The 13,698-nt window shown below is 61.0% G+C and carries 12 protein-coding genes; 5 read left to right on the top strand and 7 right to left on the bottom strand.

The features are described 5' to 3' along the window. Window positions 1–131: 131 nt before the first annotated feature. The 3 genes from ACEN9A_RS05330 to ACEN9A_RS05340 form a co-directional block, all read right to left on the bottom strand. A complete protein-coding gene (locus ACEN9A_RS05330) occupies window positions 132–1,463 on the bottom strand; it encodes a sigma-54-dependent transcriptional regulator (protein WP_019651400.1) in 1,332 nt (443 codons plus the stop codon). After that, entirely contained in the window at window positions 1,463–3,223 is a 1,761-nt protein-coding gene (locus tag ACEN9A_RS05335; RefSeq protein WP_019651401.1) for a sensor histidine kinase, read from the bottom strand. The genes ACEN9A_RS05330 and ACEN9A_RS05335 overlap by 1 nt, the downstream gene beginning before the upstream one ends. A gap of 216 nt (window positions 3,224–3,439) precedes the next feature. After that, a complete protein-coding gene (locus ACEN9A_RS05340; protein WP_007938826.1) occupies window positions 3,440–4,963 on the bottom strand; it encodes a fumarate hydratase in 1,524 nt (507 codons plus the stop codon). Window positions 4,964–5,454: 491 nt separating this feature from the next. Here ACEN9A_RS05340 and ACEN9A_RS05345 point away from each other — a divergent pair, with 491 nt between their 5' ends. The 3 genes from ACEN9A_RS05345 to ACEN9A_RS05355 all read left to right on the top strand — a co-directional run bounded on the left by ACEN9A_RS05345 (window position 5,455) and on the right by ACEN9A_RS05355 (window position 8,447). Next, entirely contained in the window at window positions 5,455–6,561 is a 1,107-nt protein-coding gene (locus ACEN9A_RS05345) for a GGDEF domain-containing protein (RefSeq protein ID WP_258672559.1), read from the top strand. Beyond that, window positions 6,554–7,489: an iron-sulfur-binding ferredoxin reductase gene (locus tag ACEN9A_RS05350; RefSeq protein ID WP_258672560.1), complete on the top strand. Its 936-nt coding sequence runs from the start codon at window positions 6,554–6,556 to the stop codon at window positions 7,487–7,489. The genes ACEN9A_RS05345 and ACEN9A_RS05350 overlap by 8 nt, the downstream gene beginning before the upstream one ends. A 208-nt stretch (window positions 7,490–7,697) precedes the next feature. After that, on the top strand, window positions 7,698–8,447 hold the full coding sequence (locus ACEN9A_RS05355) for an enoyl-CoA hydratase-related protein (protein WP_258672561.1): 750 nt from the start codon (window positions 7,698–7,700) through the stop codon (window positions 8,445–8,447). Window positions 8,448–8,521: 74 nt separating this feature from the next. Here the strand turns inward: ACEN9A_RS05355 and pyk are convergent, their stop codons facing one another. Then, complete coding sequence (pyk, locus tag ACEN9A_RS05360) at window positions 8,522–9,973, bottom strand: pyruvate kinase (protein ID WP_019651405.1); 1,452 nt, start codon at window positions 9,971–9,973, stop codon at window positions 8,522–8,524. A gap of 170 nt (window positions 9,974–10,143) precedes the next feature. Between pyk and ACEN9A_RS05365 the strand changes: the two genes are divergently transcribed. Next, complete coding sequence (locus tag ACEN9A_RS05365; RefSeq protein ID WP_019651406.1) at window positions 10,144–10,527, top strand: tetratricopeptide repeat protein; 384 nt, start codon at window positions 10,144–10,146, stop codon at window positions 10,525–10,527. A 240-nt stretch (window positions 10,528–10,767) separates the two neighbouring features. Continuing rightward, a complete protein-coding gene (locus ACEN9A_RS05370) occupies window positions 10,768–11,127 on the top strand; it encodes a PilZ domain-containing protein (protein ID WP_019651407.1) in 360 nt (119 codons plus the stop codon). Between the two features lie 118 nt (window positions 11,128–11,245). On the opposite strand, the gene ACEN9A_RS05375 is transcribed toward ACEN9A_RS05370, so the two are convergent. The 3 genes from ACEN9A_RS05375 to ACEN9A_RS05385 form a co-directional block, all read right to left on the bottom strand. Next, window positions 11,246–11,626 (bottom strand): DUF6124 family protein, encoded by a 381-nt coding sequence (locus tag ACEN9A_RS05375; protein ID WP_081628277.1) that lies wholly within the window; start codon window positions 11,624–11,626, stop codon window positions 11,246–11,248. A 280-nt stretch (window positions 11,627–11,906) separates the two neighbouring features. Then, entirely contained in the window at window positions 11,907–12,155 is a 249-nt protein-coding gene (locus tag ACEN9A_RS05380) for a hypothetical protein (RefSeq protein ID WP_019651409.1), read from the bottom strand. A gap of 132 nt (window positions 12,156–12,287) precedes the next feature. Continuing rightward, window positions 12,288–13,619, bottom strand: coding sequence for a DUF58 domain-containing protein (locus ACEN9A_RS05385; RefSeq protein ID WP_258672562.1), 1,332 nt, complete (start codon window positions 13,617–13,619; stop codon window positions 12,288–12,290). Window positions 13,620–13,698 lie beyond the last annotated feature (79 nt).

Genomic DNA, 13,698 nt, shown 5'->3' on the forward strand with positions numbered 1-13,698 from the left:
AAATCCGCTTATCTATTGGAGGGTGGTGAGCGGGAAACCGCCGAAAAGATCGCAGCCTTCGGCAGCTCCTACATGGGATTGGCGTACACCCGTAGGAGCTGGCGAAGCCTGCGATCTTTTGATCTTAATGGTCATTCGCCGAGAAACATCTCCCGGCTCAACCCATGCCGCTGCATCTTTTCATTGAAGGTACGGCGCGGCAGTTGCAGTTCTTCAAGCACCGCTTTCACATCGCCTTTGTGCCGGGTCAGTGCCGCGCGCAAGCAATGCGCTTCGAAGGCTTCCTGCTGCGCCGCCAGTGACTGGCCGGGATCGATCCCCACCGGCTCCGGTTCGCCGAGACCCAGCACTTGGCGTTCGGCGACGTTCGCCAGTTCGCGCACATTGCCCGGCCAGTCGTGGCTCAGCAGATGGCTCAATTGCGGCCCGCTCAACGGTGGAAAGGTACGGCCAAGACGTTCGGCGGCACTCTGCGCGAAGAACTCGAACAACAGCGGAATGTCTTCACGCCGATCGCGCAATGGCGGCAGACGCAGCTCGGCGACGTTCAAGCGATACGCCAGGTCCTCGCGAAAACGCCCGGCCCGGGCTTCATCCAGCAAGTCGGGTTTGGTCGCGGCGATGATCCGCAAATCCACGCGGATGCTCTGATTGGAGCCCAAGCGCTCAAGCTTTTGTTCTTGCAACACCCGCAGCAGTTTCACTTGCTGCGCCAGCGGCATGCTTTCGATTTCATCGAGAAACAGCGTGCCGCCGTCGGCGTATTCGAGCTTGCCGATGCGCTTGCCCTGGGCGCCGGTGAACGCGCCGCTCTCATGGCCGAACATTTCGGCCTCGAACAACTGCTCGGGAATCGCTGCGCAGTTCAAGGCGACGAAGGGTTTGTCGGCGCGGGGACCGAAGTCATGCAGGCAGCGGGCAACCAGTTCCTTGCCGCTGCCGGTTTCGCCACGGATCAACACATTGACTGGCAGCGTCGCCAGATCCAGCACTTGCCGGCGCAGCGTCTGCAAACCACGGGACACTCCCAGCAGGGTGGCATCGAGTTTGGCGCGATTGTCGGCCTGTTCGTGCAGGGCACGGTTTTCCAGCACCAGCCGGCGCTTGTCCAGCGCCCGACGCAGGCTGCTCAGCAGGGTTTCCGGGCTGAAGGGTTTTTCGAGGAAATCGTAGGCGCCATCGCGCATCGCTTCGACGGCCATTGGCACATCACCGTGACCGGTCAGCAGGATCACCGGCAAATCGGCGTCGCGGCGCTGCACTTCGGCCAGCAGCTCCAGCCCGCTCATGCCAGGCATGCGCACATCGCTGAGGATCACCCCGGGGAAGTGTTTCGGCAGTTGCGCCAGGCACTCATCGGCGCGGCTGAACAGCTGCACCTCGAACCCCGACAGGCTCAGCCACTGTTCGACGGCGCTGCGGATGCTGCTTTCGTCATCGACCACCATCACCGAATTGAGCATCAGGCAGCTACCTCCAGATCAATGGGCAACGTCAGGGTGAACACCGCGCCTTTTTCGCCATTATCGGCGCTCAGGCGTCCGCCCGCTTCGTGGACGATGGCAAAGGACACGGCCAGCCCCAGGCCCAGGCCATCACCCACTGGTTTAGTGGTGAAAAACGGATCGAACACCTGGCTCAAATGTTCTTCGGCAATGCCACCGCCATTGTCGATGACACTCAGGCGCCACAGCTGTTCATCGGCTTCGAGGCGAATCTCCAGACGCTTGCAGGTTTTGCCCTGCATGGCGTCCAGGGCGTTGCGCAGCAGGTTGATCAGCACCTGCTCCAGACGAATCGCATCGCCACGCACCCACGCCGGGCGGGTCAGATGCAGCACCAGGCTGACCTGCTCATCGCGCAGGCGCGCGTCGAGCAATTGCAGGGCCTGATCCACTACCGCCGCCAGATCCAGCCGCTCGCGCAAACCGCTGGGGCTTTTGCGCGCGAAGGTTTTCAGGTGGCCGGTGAGGGCGGCCATGCGCGTGAGCATGTCGTCCACCGGTTTGAGCGCCTTGTAGGCGTCGTCGACCCGGCCGTGATCGAGTAGCAACCTCAGCGTAGCAAGTTGCATGCGCTGGGCGGTCAGCGGCTGATTGATTTCATGGGCCAGCGCTGCGGACATCTGCCCCAGCGCCGCGAGTTTGGCCGATTGCACCAGTCCGTCCTGAGCGGTGCGCAGGTCACGGGTGCGTTCTTCTACCAGTTGTTCGAGTTCTTCACGGCTGCGCTGACGCAATTTCGCCAGCCGCCAACGTTGATTAAGGAACAACAACAGAAATACCAGCGTCAACCAGGCGCCGGCAGCGGCGAGCCCGGCGTTGCGGCGGTCTTCGAAGGCGATTTGCGGGCGACGCAACAGGTGCAGCGTCCAGCCTTCGGCGGCCAGCGGCAGCGATTCCCAGAGGTAATCCGCCGTTCCGTCGGGGCCGTCGACTCGGGTCAGCGCACTGTTGTCGTCGAAGCGTCGCACCGCTTGATACTCAAGCGGGGTTAGCGGTTGTTTGTCGTATTGCCGGGTGGCTTTGAGCTCGGCGCGGTCGCTGTCGCTCAGCGGTTTCAATTGGCGATAGCGCCAGCCCGGCTGGTTGGCGATGAAGATGATCCCGCGCGCATCGCTGACCAGCAACGTGTCGCTGCCCTGACGCCATTCGCGCTCCAGCTCCGGGAATTCCAGTTTCACCACCATGGCGCCGAGGAACTCGCCGCTGTCGCGGGTCACCGCACTGGAGAGAAAGTAACCGGGAATGCCACTGGTCACCCCCACCGCATAAAAGCGCCCGGCGCCCTGGGTGCGGGTCTGGCTGAAGTAGGGGCGAAAACCGTAGTTGTGGCCGACGTAACTGCTGGGCAAACGCCAATTGCTGGCGGCCACGGCCAGGCCGGTGCGGTCGAGCAGCTCCAGGGTCGAGGACTGCGCGGCACCGTTGATTTTTTCCAGTTTGCGGTTCAGTGCGTCCTGTTGCTCAGGCGTTACCGGGCCATCGAGCGCGGCGCGCAACTCCGGGTCCAGCGCCAGCACGGCGGGCAGGGCACGGTAGCGGTCGATCAGGGTATGCAGGGAATTGGCGTACAGCGCCAGTTGCTGGTTGGCGCGGGTGGCGTCTTCTTCCAGCGCCTGGCGTTCGGCGTGGCGGATGGCCAGGGAGGCGGCGAGGACGGCACCGGCGACGATCAGCAGGGAGTACAACGACAGACGCAGGGTACGGGAGGTCGGCAGCATGCTGGCGCAAACAGAGAGTAGGTCGGGCGGGCACCATACCATGCAGGTGGTCGGCTCGGCGTCCTGTTCGCGCACTCACCGATCGTTCGGGCGACTGACAGTCTTGAGAGTTGCCAAAGTACCAGGTTTTTCTATCGCGAACGGTTTGGACACTGGATAAAAAAACGGCCGGGTCATCCATAACGATGAGCCGGCCGTATGGGCAGACTGAAGCGCTTACTGCACTTCTACCGCCAGGCTTTCGCTGATCTTCTGCTGCCAGATCGCAGGGCCGGTGATGTGTACCGACTCACCCTTGCTGTCCACCGCAACGGTGACCGGCATGTCTTTCACGTCGAACTCGTAGATCGCTTCCATCCCTAGTTCGGCGAACGCCACCACGCGGGATTTCTTGATCGCTTGCGCCACCAAGTAAGCCGCGCCGCCGACTGCCATCAGGTAAACGGCTTTGTGGTCCTTGATCGCTTCGATCGCGGTCGGGCCGCGCTCGGATTTGCCGATCATGCCCAACAGGCCGGTTTGCTCGAGGATCTGACGGGTGAACTTGTCCATCCGCGTGGCGGTAGTCGGGCCAGCCGGGCCAACCACTTCTTCGCGCACCGGATCAACCGGGCCGACGTAGTAGATGAAGCGACCTTTCAGGTCCACCGGCAGGGTTTCACCCTTGTTCAGCATCTCGACCATGCGCTTGTGCGCAGCGTCGCGACCGGTGAGCATCTTGCCGTTGAGCAGGACGGTTTCGCCCGGCTTCCAGCTCTGCACTTCTTCCGGCGTCAGGGTGTCGAGGTTGACGCGGCGGGCCGACGGGCCGGCTTCCCAGACGATTTCCGGGTAGGCGTCCAACGGTGGCGCTTCCAGCGAGGCCGGGCCGGAACCGTCGAGCACGAAGTGCGCGTGACGGGTGGCGGCGCAGTTCGGGATCATGCACACCGGCAACGAAGCGGCGTGGGTCGGGTAATCCATGATCTTCACGTCGAGCACGGTGGTCAGACCGCCCAGGCCCTGGGCACCGATGCCCAGTTGGTTGACCTTCTCGAACAGCTCCAGGCGCATCTCTTCGATACGGTTCTGCGGGCCACGTGCCTTGAGCTCGTGAATGTCGATGGATTCCATCAACACTTCCTTGGCCATCACGGCAGCTTTCTCGGCGGTGCCGCCGATGCCGATGCCGAGCATGCCCGGTGGGCACCAGCCGGCGCCCATGGTCGGAACGGTTTTCAAAACCCAGTCGACGATCGAGTCGGACGGGTTGAGCATGGCCATTTTCGACTTGTTCTCGGAGCCGCCGCCCTTGGCCGCCACGTCCACTTCCACGGTGTTACCCGGAACGATGGAGTAGTGGATAACGGCTGGGGTGTTGTCCTTGGTGTTTTTACGAGCACCCGCCGGGTCGGCGAGGATCGAGGCACGCAGGACGTTTTCCGGCAGGTTGTAAGCCCGGCGCACGCCTTCGTTGATCATGTCGTCCAGGCCCATGGTGGCGCCATCCCAACGTACGTCCATGCCCACGCGCACGAACACGGTCACGATGCCGGTGTCCTGGCAGATCGGGCGGTGGCCGGTGGCGCACATGCGCGAGTTGATCAGGATTTGCGCGATGGAATCGCGGGCTGCCGGCGATTCTTCACGCAGGTAGGCCTCGTGCATCGCCTGGATGAAATCCACGGGGTGGTAGTAGGAAATGAATTGCAGGGCGTCGGCAACGCTCTGAATCAGGTCGTCTTGCTTGATCACGGTCATCGAGTCGCGCTCCTCTAAAAGACGGGAACATTCAATAAGGTGCCTGCGGCTTGGGTGCATCGGTCGGTCGCAGACACCTTTCAAGGCACGCCGGGCATGCTGGCGCGACGCTAAAAAGGCGCGGCAGTATACCGCGCATCAAAGGCGGGTACATCCGTTGACAGTCAAACGTTGGTCGCATACCGCCCACACATGGATAGAAGGGCTTCTGTGGCGAGGGAGCTTGTCGGATCGCCGCACCGTCCCGTTCAGCGGCGAAGCAGTCGTAAACCCTGCAATCGCGATCTATCGAAAGAATGCAGGGGGCCGCTGCGCAGCCCAGCGGGAGCAAGCTCCCTCGCCACAGGTTATCCGGAGCCAAAGTCATGGGTTTGACGCCAGATTTTCGCCCCAAAAATTGAATGGTCATTTATCAGACTCGCCACTAAAGTGGCATCCGGCCTGTAGAGTAGGACACTCGATCAGCCTCCTTTCGCACGGTGAATCAACGATTGACCCATAACGCCATCCAGCGGCTTTTGCTCAAACGCTTTGCCCTCGCGGCCGGCACCTATGCCCTGGCCTTGCTGCTGGTGTGGCTGGCGTTTTTCACCGGCCATTACGACGACTCCCTTGCCGGCATGGTGATCGGCAGCGTGTTGACGGTGTTCAGCCAGGCCGTGTTGTTCGCGGTGTTTTACAGCGGCACGAACCTGCGCTGTCCCGACCCCAGCCTGACCGAAGTGCAAATACTGCTGGGGCTGGGTTGGCAATCCTGGCTGATCGCCCATCTGGACGAGGCGCGCGGTGCGTTTCTGGTGTTTTACCTGCTGATCCTGTTGTTCGGGCTGTTTCATCTGTCGCGTATTGCTTTTGTGCGTTGCGCGTTGCTGGTGTTTTTCAGTTTCAGCGCCATCACGTTATGGGAGCTCTACCACTTCCATCTGCCCGACCCGACGCAGGCCCTGTTGCAGGTGTGCGTGCTGTTTGTGGTACTCGGCTGGCTGGTGCTTTACGCCCGCTACGTCCAGTTGTCGCGCCAGCGTATGCGTCAACGGCGGTTCGCCTTGCAGGCGCATCAGGACACCCTGCGCGGAATGATGCGCCAGCTCGAAGGCCTGGTGGCGACCGACGAACTCACCGGGCTGTTCAACCGCCGGCATTTCCTGCGCCTGGCCTGCCGCGAGCTGAGCGCCATGGAAGTCGGTGTGGTGCATGGCCTGGCGCTGATCGACCTCGACCACTTCAAACGTATCAACGATGTTCATGGTCACGCCGCCGGCGATCAGGTGCTGCAAGCGTTCGCCGGAGTGGCCACGGCCTGCCTGCGCGATGGCGATATTCTGGCCCGTTATGGCGGTGAAGAATTCGTGGTGCTGTTGCCCGATTGCGATGCCGAGCGCCTGACGGCGTGTTGCGAGCGTTTGCGCATTGCCTTCATGGATGTCGAATTGGTCGGCCTGGAGGTCGCCCACCTCAGCCTGTCGGCGGGCATGACCTTATTGGAACTGGGCGACGATCTGGATCACGCCTTGCACCGCGCCGATCAGGCGCTGTACCGCGCCAAGCGTGACGGCCGTAACCGTTGCGCGGCCGCCTGGGAGAATGTCGATGCCTGAGTTACGGGTCGGCGAACGCCAATGGGCAGTGGAGGCGGGCAGTAACCTGCTCGATGCCCTCAATCAAAACGGCGTGCCGGTGCCCTATAGCTGCCGGGCCGGCAGTTGCCACGCGTGCCTGGTCAAATGTGTCGAGGGCCTGCCCAGCGACAGCCGTCCCGATGCCTTGAGCAATGAACAGCGCCAGCAGGGTTGGCGGTTGGCCTGTCAGTGCCAGGTGGTTGACGATCTGCAAGTCGAAACTTTTGACCCGCTGCGCGATGGTCTTGCCGCGCAAGTGGTCGCCAGCGATTGGCTGAGCTCCAGCGTGTTGCGCTTGCGCCTGAGCAGCGAGCGCCCGTTGCGCTATCAGGCGGGGCAGCATCTGGTGTTGTGGGCGGGGCAGGTGGCGCGGCCATATTCCCTGGCCAGCCTGCCGGAAGAAGACCGCTTTCTGGAATTCCACCTCGATTGCCGTCAACCGGGGGAATTCAGTGACGCGGCGCGTCGCTTGAAAATCGGCGATCCGATTCGCCTCGGCGAGTTGCGCGGCGGGGCGCTGCATTACGATCCGGACTGGCACACCCGACCGCTGTGGTTGCTGGCGGCCGGCACCGGTCTGGGGCCGTTGTTCGGCATCTTGCGTGAAGCATTGCGTCAGCATCACCAGGGCGCCATCCGCGTCATTCACCTGGCCCATGATGCCAGTGAGCATTATCTGGCCAAACCCCTGCAAGCCATGGCCGAGGGCCGTGAAAACCTTAATGTCGAGCTGTGGACGGCGGCCGAGTTGCCCGCGGCTTTGGCGCAACTGCGCCTTGTTTCCCGGCAAACCCTGGCCTTAGTCTGCGGAGCACCCGACAGCGTCGACGCCTTTGCCCGGCGCCTGTACCTGGCGGGTTTGCCGCGCAATCAACTGCTGGCGGATGTCTTTGTCCCCCATGGTTGAGCGCTGATTTTTGTGGCGAGGGAGCTTGCTGTGGCGAGGGGGCTTGTCGGAACGCCGCATCGCCCCGTTGGGCTGCGAAGCGGCCCCTAAAAACAGACGCCACCTCGGTGTATCAGACAAACCGAGTGTGCCGGTTTTACGACTGCTTCGCAGCCGAACGGGAGCAAGCTCCCTCGCCACAGTGGATCCTCTCAGATCAGGACTCGCCATGCCCGACGCCATCCAGTTTGAACGTGAGCGCGGTTTACTGACCCTGCGCCTCAACTGCCCGGAAAAGAAAAACGCCCTGACCCGCGCCATGTACAGCCAACTGGCGGAGGGCTTGCGGCTTGCCGACAGCAATCCCGACATCAACGCCGTGCTGATCATCGGCAGCGCCGAGTGCTTCACGGCTGGCAACGACATCGCCGACTTCATCCAGCAACCGCCGGGCAATCTCGATAGCCCGGTGTTTCACTTCATGCTCGGCCTTCTTGAGTGCCGCAAGCCAGTGATCGCTGCGGTCGCAGGCGCGGCGGTGGGGATCGGCACGACGATGCTGCTACATTGCGATCTGGTTTATGTCAGTGCGGATGCGAGGTTGCGCATGCCATTCGTCAATCTGGGGTTATGCCCGGAGTTCGGCTCCAGCCTGATCCTGCCGCGCTTGCTTGGGCAGGCCAAAGCGGCGGAGTTGTTGCTGTTGGGTGAAGGGTTCAGCGGTGAACAGGCTGCGGCGTGGGGCATTGCGACTGAGGCCTTGGGCAGTGGCGAAGCGGCGTTGGCCAAGGCGCGGGAGATGGCGTTGCGTTTCGAATCGTTGCCGCCGGAGGCGGTGCGCATCAGCAAACAACTGATGAAAGCACCGGGTCGGGAACAGTTGCGCCAGGCCATAGAAGAAGAGGGCGCGTTATTTACCCAACGGCTGCGTTCACCGGAGGCTATTGCGGCGTTGTCAGCGTTTATCAGCAAACACTAACCGATCGTTCCCACAGACGAAAAAAAGCCCCGCCATTCACATGGCGGGGCTTTTGTTTTTCAGCGAGCGGTCACTCAGACCATCGGGTCGCCAACGTGCAGGATTTTCATCCCGTTGGTGCCGCCGGTGGTGTGGTAGCTGTCGCCTTTGGTCAGGATGACCCAGTCGCCTTTCTGCACGACGCCGCGCTTGAGCAACTCGTCGATCGCGGCCTGGCTGACTTGCTCGGCCGGCAAGGATGCCGGGTCGAACGGTACGGTGTAGACGCCACGGAACATCGCCGCGCGGGCCTGGGCTTCGCGGTGCGGGGTGAACGCGTAGATCGGCACCGAGGAACGGATGCGCGACATGATCAACGGCGTGTAGCCACTTTCGGTCAGGGCGATGATCGCCTTCACACCCGGGAAGTGGTTGGCGGTGTACATCGTGGCCAGGGCGATGCTCTCGTCGCAACGTTCGAACGTCTTGCCGATGCGGTGGCTGGAGGTCTTGCTGGTCGGGTGCTTTTCAGCGCCGATGCAGATGCGTGCCATGGCTTGCACCGCTTCCAGCGGGTACAGGCCGGCGGCACTTTCCGCCGAGAGCATCACGGCGTCGGTGTAGTCGAGCACGGCGTTGGCTACGTCGGATACTTCGGCGCGGGTCGGCATCGGGTTCTGGATCATCGACTCCATCATCTGGGTCGCGACGATCACGGCCTTGTTGTGGCGACGTGCGTGCAGAATGATTTTCTTCTGAATGCCCACCAGCTCAGCGTCGCCGATTTCCACACCCAGGTCACCACGGGCAACCATCACCGCGTCGGAGGCCTTGATCAGGCCGTCGAGGGTTTCGTCGTCGGCCACGGCTTCGGCGCGTTCGATCTTCGCCACCAGCCAGGCAGTGCCGCCGGCTTCGTCGCGCAGTTGACGGGCGTATTCCATGTCGGCGGCGTCACGCGGGAAGGACACGGCGAGGTAGTCGACTTCCATTTCGGCGGCGAGCTTGATGTCGGCCTTGTCTTTCTCGGTCAGGGCCGGCGCCGTCAGGCCACCGCCGCGACGGTTGATGCCTTTATGGTCGGACAGCGGGCCGCCGATGGTCACGGTGCAATTCAGTTCGGTGGCGGTGGCGGTATCGACGCGCATCACCACGCGGCCGTCGTCGAGCAGCAGCTCGTCGCCCACGCCGCAGTCTTTCACCAGGTCCGGGTAGTCGATGCCGACCACTTGCTGGTTGCCTTCGGTCAACGGATGGCTGGTGGAGAAGGTGAACTGATCACCGATCTTCAGCTCGATCCGCTTGTTGGCGAATTTGGCGATACGAATTTTCGGGCCTTGCAGGTCACCCAGCAGGGCGACGAAGCGGCCGTGCTTGGCTGCGAGGTCACGCACCAGCTTCGCGCGAGCCTTGTGCTCGTCGGGGGTGCCGTGGGAGAAGTTCAGACGGGCGACGTCCAGGCCAGCCAGAATCAACTGTTCAAGAACTTCCGGCGAGTTACTGGCCGGGCCAAGGGTAGCGACGATTTTGGTACGACGGACGGACATGCAAAGACTCCTGAGTTCAAGCGCTAGCAGAGGCTACTATGGTCCCGGGGTGTAGTCATTGTTCGTTTGCACTACTTTTTGCTTTCTTTATTGAACGCGACAATCGGCGCAAACGGTTCTGAAGATTTCCGACAACGGGTCGATACAGAACGCAAGACAGGAGATCCCCCATGCGATTCGTGCCCATTGCCGCCCTTGCCCTCAGTGTCCTCAGCGTCACGGGCTGCACCCGTTGGTCGATGGACCATCATTTGAATAATGCCTACAGCGCCTACGAACGCGGCAACTGCGAGCAGGTGATGCTCGAACTGTCCAAGGTCGATCGCGAAAGCCGTTCCCGTCGTTACGTGCAGCCGGAAGTGACGATGATGCGCGGCCAGTGCCTGGAACGGCAGAAGCTGTTTATCGATGCGGCCCAGACTTACCAGTTCATCATCGCGGCCTACCCGCAAAGCGAGTATGCCTACCGCGCCCGTGCCCGGCTGGAAACCCTGGAGAGCCTGGGGCATTACCCGACCCGTAGCGCTACGCAGGTACGCCCGACCCGGTTCTGATTGAGGTTGTCCTACAAAGGCTGGCTGACCGGCGGTGGTGAGCTATAGTCGAATAGATCGATTTAGAGCCTTGCCTCTAATCGAGGTTACACCTGTGATCGGCAGCAGTAAGCGGCAGCGGAAGGGTGGACTGTCGCACCAGGATCGGGGAGAGCGCGCCCATGCCTCTATCAATAGAAGCAGGCCCGTTCCGAAGCATTAGTGCGGCCCTGCTTAAGGGCCTTGCATGGCGAATGACCCATGTTCACCGACCGCCGGATCGAGCGGCATCAACTGCCGTATTTTCTGAGAGTGTTCAACAGCGTCACCGACAAACCCATCGGCTTTCTGGGCAACTTGTCCAGCGACGGGCTGATGCTCATCAGCCAGTTGCCGATGATGGTGGGCGTCGATTTTGACCTTCGAATAAAAATCCCCGCCAGCGACGGCTGCCAGCAGGTCATTGACCTGGTGGCCTGTTGCCTGTGGTGCCATGAAGACGCCACGCCCCACCATTACGACGCCGGGTTCAGTCTGCAACGGGCACCGCCGGAGTATGGGCAACTGATGGAGGCATTGACGCAGTATTTCAGCTTTCAACCGTTGCCAGCCTCTGCCTGAAAAGCAAAAGATCGCAGGCTTCGCCAGCTCCTGCAGGGCCCATGTCCATCCGCAAATCATGTCGGTGAACGAGGTCGATGTAGGAGCTGGCGAAGGCTGCGATCTTTTGATCTTGGTGTTACGTCGTTTTAATCGCCTTCTCGTTATCCAGCGATCGCTCCACCAGCATCAACCCCAACTCACTCATCCGATAAATCGCCATGGCCAGATGTCGCGGCTTGTCGTCCAGGCTTTCAGCCAGGTCGAGCAGCAGAATGCTGACCGTCGAAAAGGTTTCGTAGGTCTCGATGTTCAAGGCTTCGGGATTGGCATCGGGGACAACGGTGAACATTTTCATGGATCGTTCCTCGGTGGGGCGCTCGTTGGCAAAACACGGCTCAGTGTTTTCCTGTTTTAGATAGTGATCTAGAGCCCTGTTGGCAGCTTCTTGGAGTTTTCTTGAGTCGAGGGTTCCGTAGGGGGAACGCGGGATGGTATTGCGTGGATTGGGTCGAGGCATTAACACGGTTAACTCCTTGTTGGAGCTACCGCCGATTCGGAGGTAGACGAATGGACGGCAGCGAGGGAAGGAGAACCTTATGTCGGGACGGACAGCACCCACAATCAGCCCGGGTCGCTGACACTTGTAGGCAGATGCGCTTCATTCTGTAGCCGTTAGCGCTGCTATTCGAGAAGTCGGGAGGAGGACAACAAGCAGATTACTGACCATGAGCGTCAGTTGTTACCCGATGAGAGGCATCGGGTAACAACCGAGGAGAATTGCGACTCTTGATGGTTAGCTAGTCATTAGGGTCATTCTTTTTTGGAACCTGTGATTCTTTAAAATCGGTGGAGATAGAAATAAGTGCTAAAGAGATGAATTCTTGGTTTCGATCTATCGTTTGCATTGCACATCGGATGTTATCCGCTACTTCGGTACCCCCTCGTTGCGCCACCCAATTCGATAGTTCTTCTATAGCGGCGCCCAAAGCCAGTTGGTTCTCATTGATCTGCGTTAGCACTGAAGCAAATAGGTTTGTCTCGTCCATGATTGATTCCTTGTGATAGAGCTTTCAGGGGATTGGTTTTCGTAAGTACCCGGATTGAAGGCCTGTCGTACGTGCTCGCACGTCATATTCATGTAGACATCGTGATATGACGATTTTATATACGATTCGACGTTACATCGTCCCAGCTTTTTTCCACCCCAAATACGCCGTCACCAACTCGCCCCCCAACTCCCCAGGCCGAGCATCCACCACCGGCACTCCATGAGCACTCAACCGCTCATGGAGTTGCGCCCGGTCATTCAAATAATCCACCGTCCCGCAATAGGCCAGCGCCTCTGGCAAGGTCTGCACCGGGGCGTGCCGTAGATTGTCGAGCAAGTCTTCACGCAGGCTCGCCACCAACACCCGATGCAGTTTGCTCAGGCGCTTGACGGCGGTCAGCAGTTCTTCATCGTCTTCATCCCGCAAGTTGGTCACCAGCACCACCAGTGCCCGGCGTTTCTGTCGGGCCAGTAGTTGCGTGACGGCAGCCTGGTAGTCGGCCGGGCGTTGGGTGCTGTCGAGGTCGTAGACGGTGTTGAGCAACACGTTGAGCTGGCCTGTGCCCTTGACCGGGGCAAGGTAGTGCGGATGGTTGCTGGCGAAGGTGCTCAAGCCCACCGCGTCGCCCTGGCGCAACGCGATGTAGCTGAGCAACAGGCAGGCATTGAGGGCGTGATCGAAATGGGCGAGCTCGCCGTCCTGGCTGCGCATGCGGCGGCCGCAGTCGAGCATGAAGATGATTTGCTGGTCGCGCTCGTCCTGGTACTCGCGGGCGATGGGGGTGCGTTGGCGGGCGGTGGCTTTCCAGTCGATCTGGCGCAGGCTGTCGCCTTCGCGGAATTCGCGCAGTTGATGGAACTCCAGGCCCAGGCCGCGACGTTGGCGCTGGCGTACGCCGAGTTGGCTGAGCCAATTGTCCACCGCCAGCAACTGGCCGCCGTAGAGGCGGGCGAAATCGGGGTAGACGCGGGTGGTGTCGGGTATGTTGAGCAGGCGTTTGTCGGACCACAAACCCATGGGGCTCGGCAGGTTGATTTCGCAGTGTTCGAAGCTGAAATGGCCGCGCATGAGTGGGCGCAGGCGGTAGCTGATCTGGCTCTGTTGGCCGGGTTGCAGTTCGACCGACAGGGGCAGGTTTTCGAAGCTCAGGCCGTCGGGTACGTGGTCGAAGATCTGAATGTTCAGTGGCTGGGTAAAATTATGCTCGGCCTCCAGTCGCACTTCGCTCCATCGACCGAGCGCCAGGCTGCCGGGCATTTGTCGCTGGAGGCGCGGTGAGGGCAAACGCTTGAGGCGAATGGCGTCGAGTATCGCCAGGGCCAGCAGGGCCAGCAGTAATCCCCAGTTGATCGATAAAAGGCTTGATGGAACGGCGATGTCCAGCGCCCGTAAGGCGCCCAGCACGATGCTGATGGCCAGCAAGGCCGCAAGCCAGGCCAGTAGAAGCCGGGATGGTTTCATCGGCACACAGTTCCTGTGGCGAGGGAGCTTGCTCCCGCTCCAGTGCGCAGCGCTGGCAAGTTCTTCGCCCTATCAGAAA

This window comes from Pseudomonas sp. Pseusp18 (assembly GCF_059506005.1).

Coding starts and splice junctions, on each gene's coding strand:
- ACEN9A_RS05330 (WP_019651400.1), bottom strand. CDS start 1,463: ATGCTCAATTCGGTGATGGTGGTCGATGACGAAAGCAGCATCCGCAGC.
- ACEN9A_RS05335 (WP_019651401.1), bottom strand. CDS start 3,223: ATGCTGCCGACCTCCCGTACCCTGCGTCTGTCGTTGTACTCCCTGCTG.
- ACEN9A_RS05340 (WP_007938826.1), bottom strand. CDS start 4,963: ATGACCGTGATCAAGCAAGACGACCTGATTCAGAGCGTTGCCGACGCC.
- ACEN9A_RS05350 (WP_258672560.1), top strand. CDS start 6,554: ATGCCTGAGTTACGGGTCGGCGAACGCCAATGGGCAGTGGAGGCGGGC.
- ACEN9A_RS05355 (WP_258672561.1), top strand. CDS start 7,698: ATGCCCGACGCCATCCAGTTTGAACGTGAGCGCGGTTTACTGACCCTG.
- pyk (WP_019651405.1), bottom strand. CDS start 9,973: ATGTCCGTCCGTCGTACCAAAATCGTCGCTACCCTTGGCCCGGCCAGT.
- ACEN9A_RS05365 (WP_019651406.1), top strand. CDS start 10,144: ATGCGATTCGTGCCCATTGCCGCCCTTGCCCTCAGTGTCCTCAGCGTC.
- ACEN9A_RS05370 (WP_019651407.1), top strand. CDS start 10,768: ATGTTCACCGACCGCCGGATCGAGCGGCATCAACTGCCGTATTTTCTG.
- ACEN9A_RS05375 (WP_081628277.1), bottom strand. CDS start 11,626: ATGCCTCGACCCAATCCACGCAATACCATCCCGCGTTCCCCCTACGGA.
- ACEN9A_RS05380 (WP_019651409.1), bottom strand. CDS start 12,155: ATGGACGAGACAAACCTATTTGCTTCAGTGCTAACGCAGATCAATGAG.
- ACEN9A_RS05385 (WP_258672562.1), bottom strand. CDS start 13,619: ATGAAACCATCCCGGCTTCTACTGGCCTGGCTTGCGGCCTTGCTGGCC.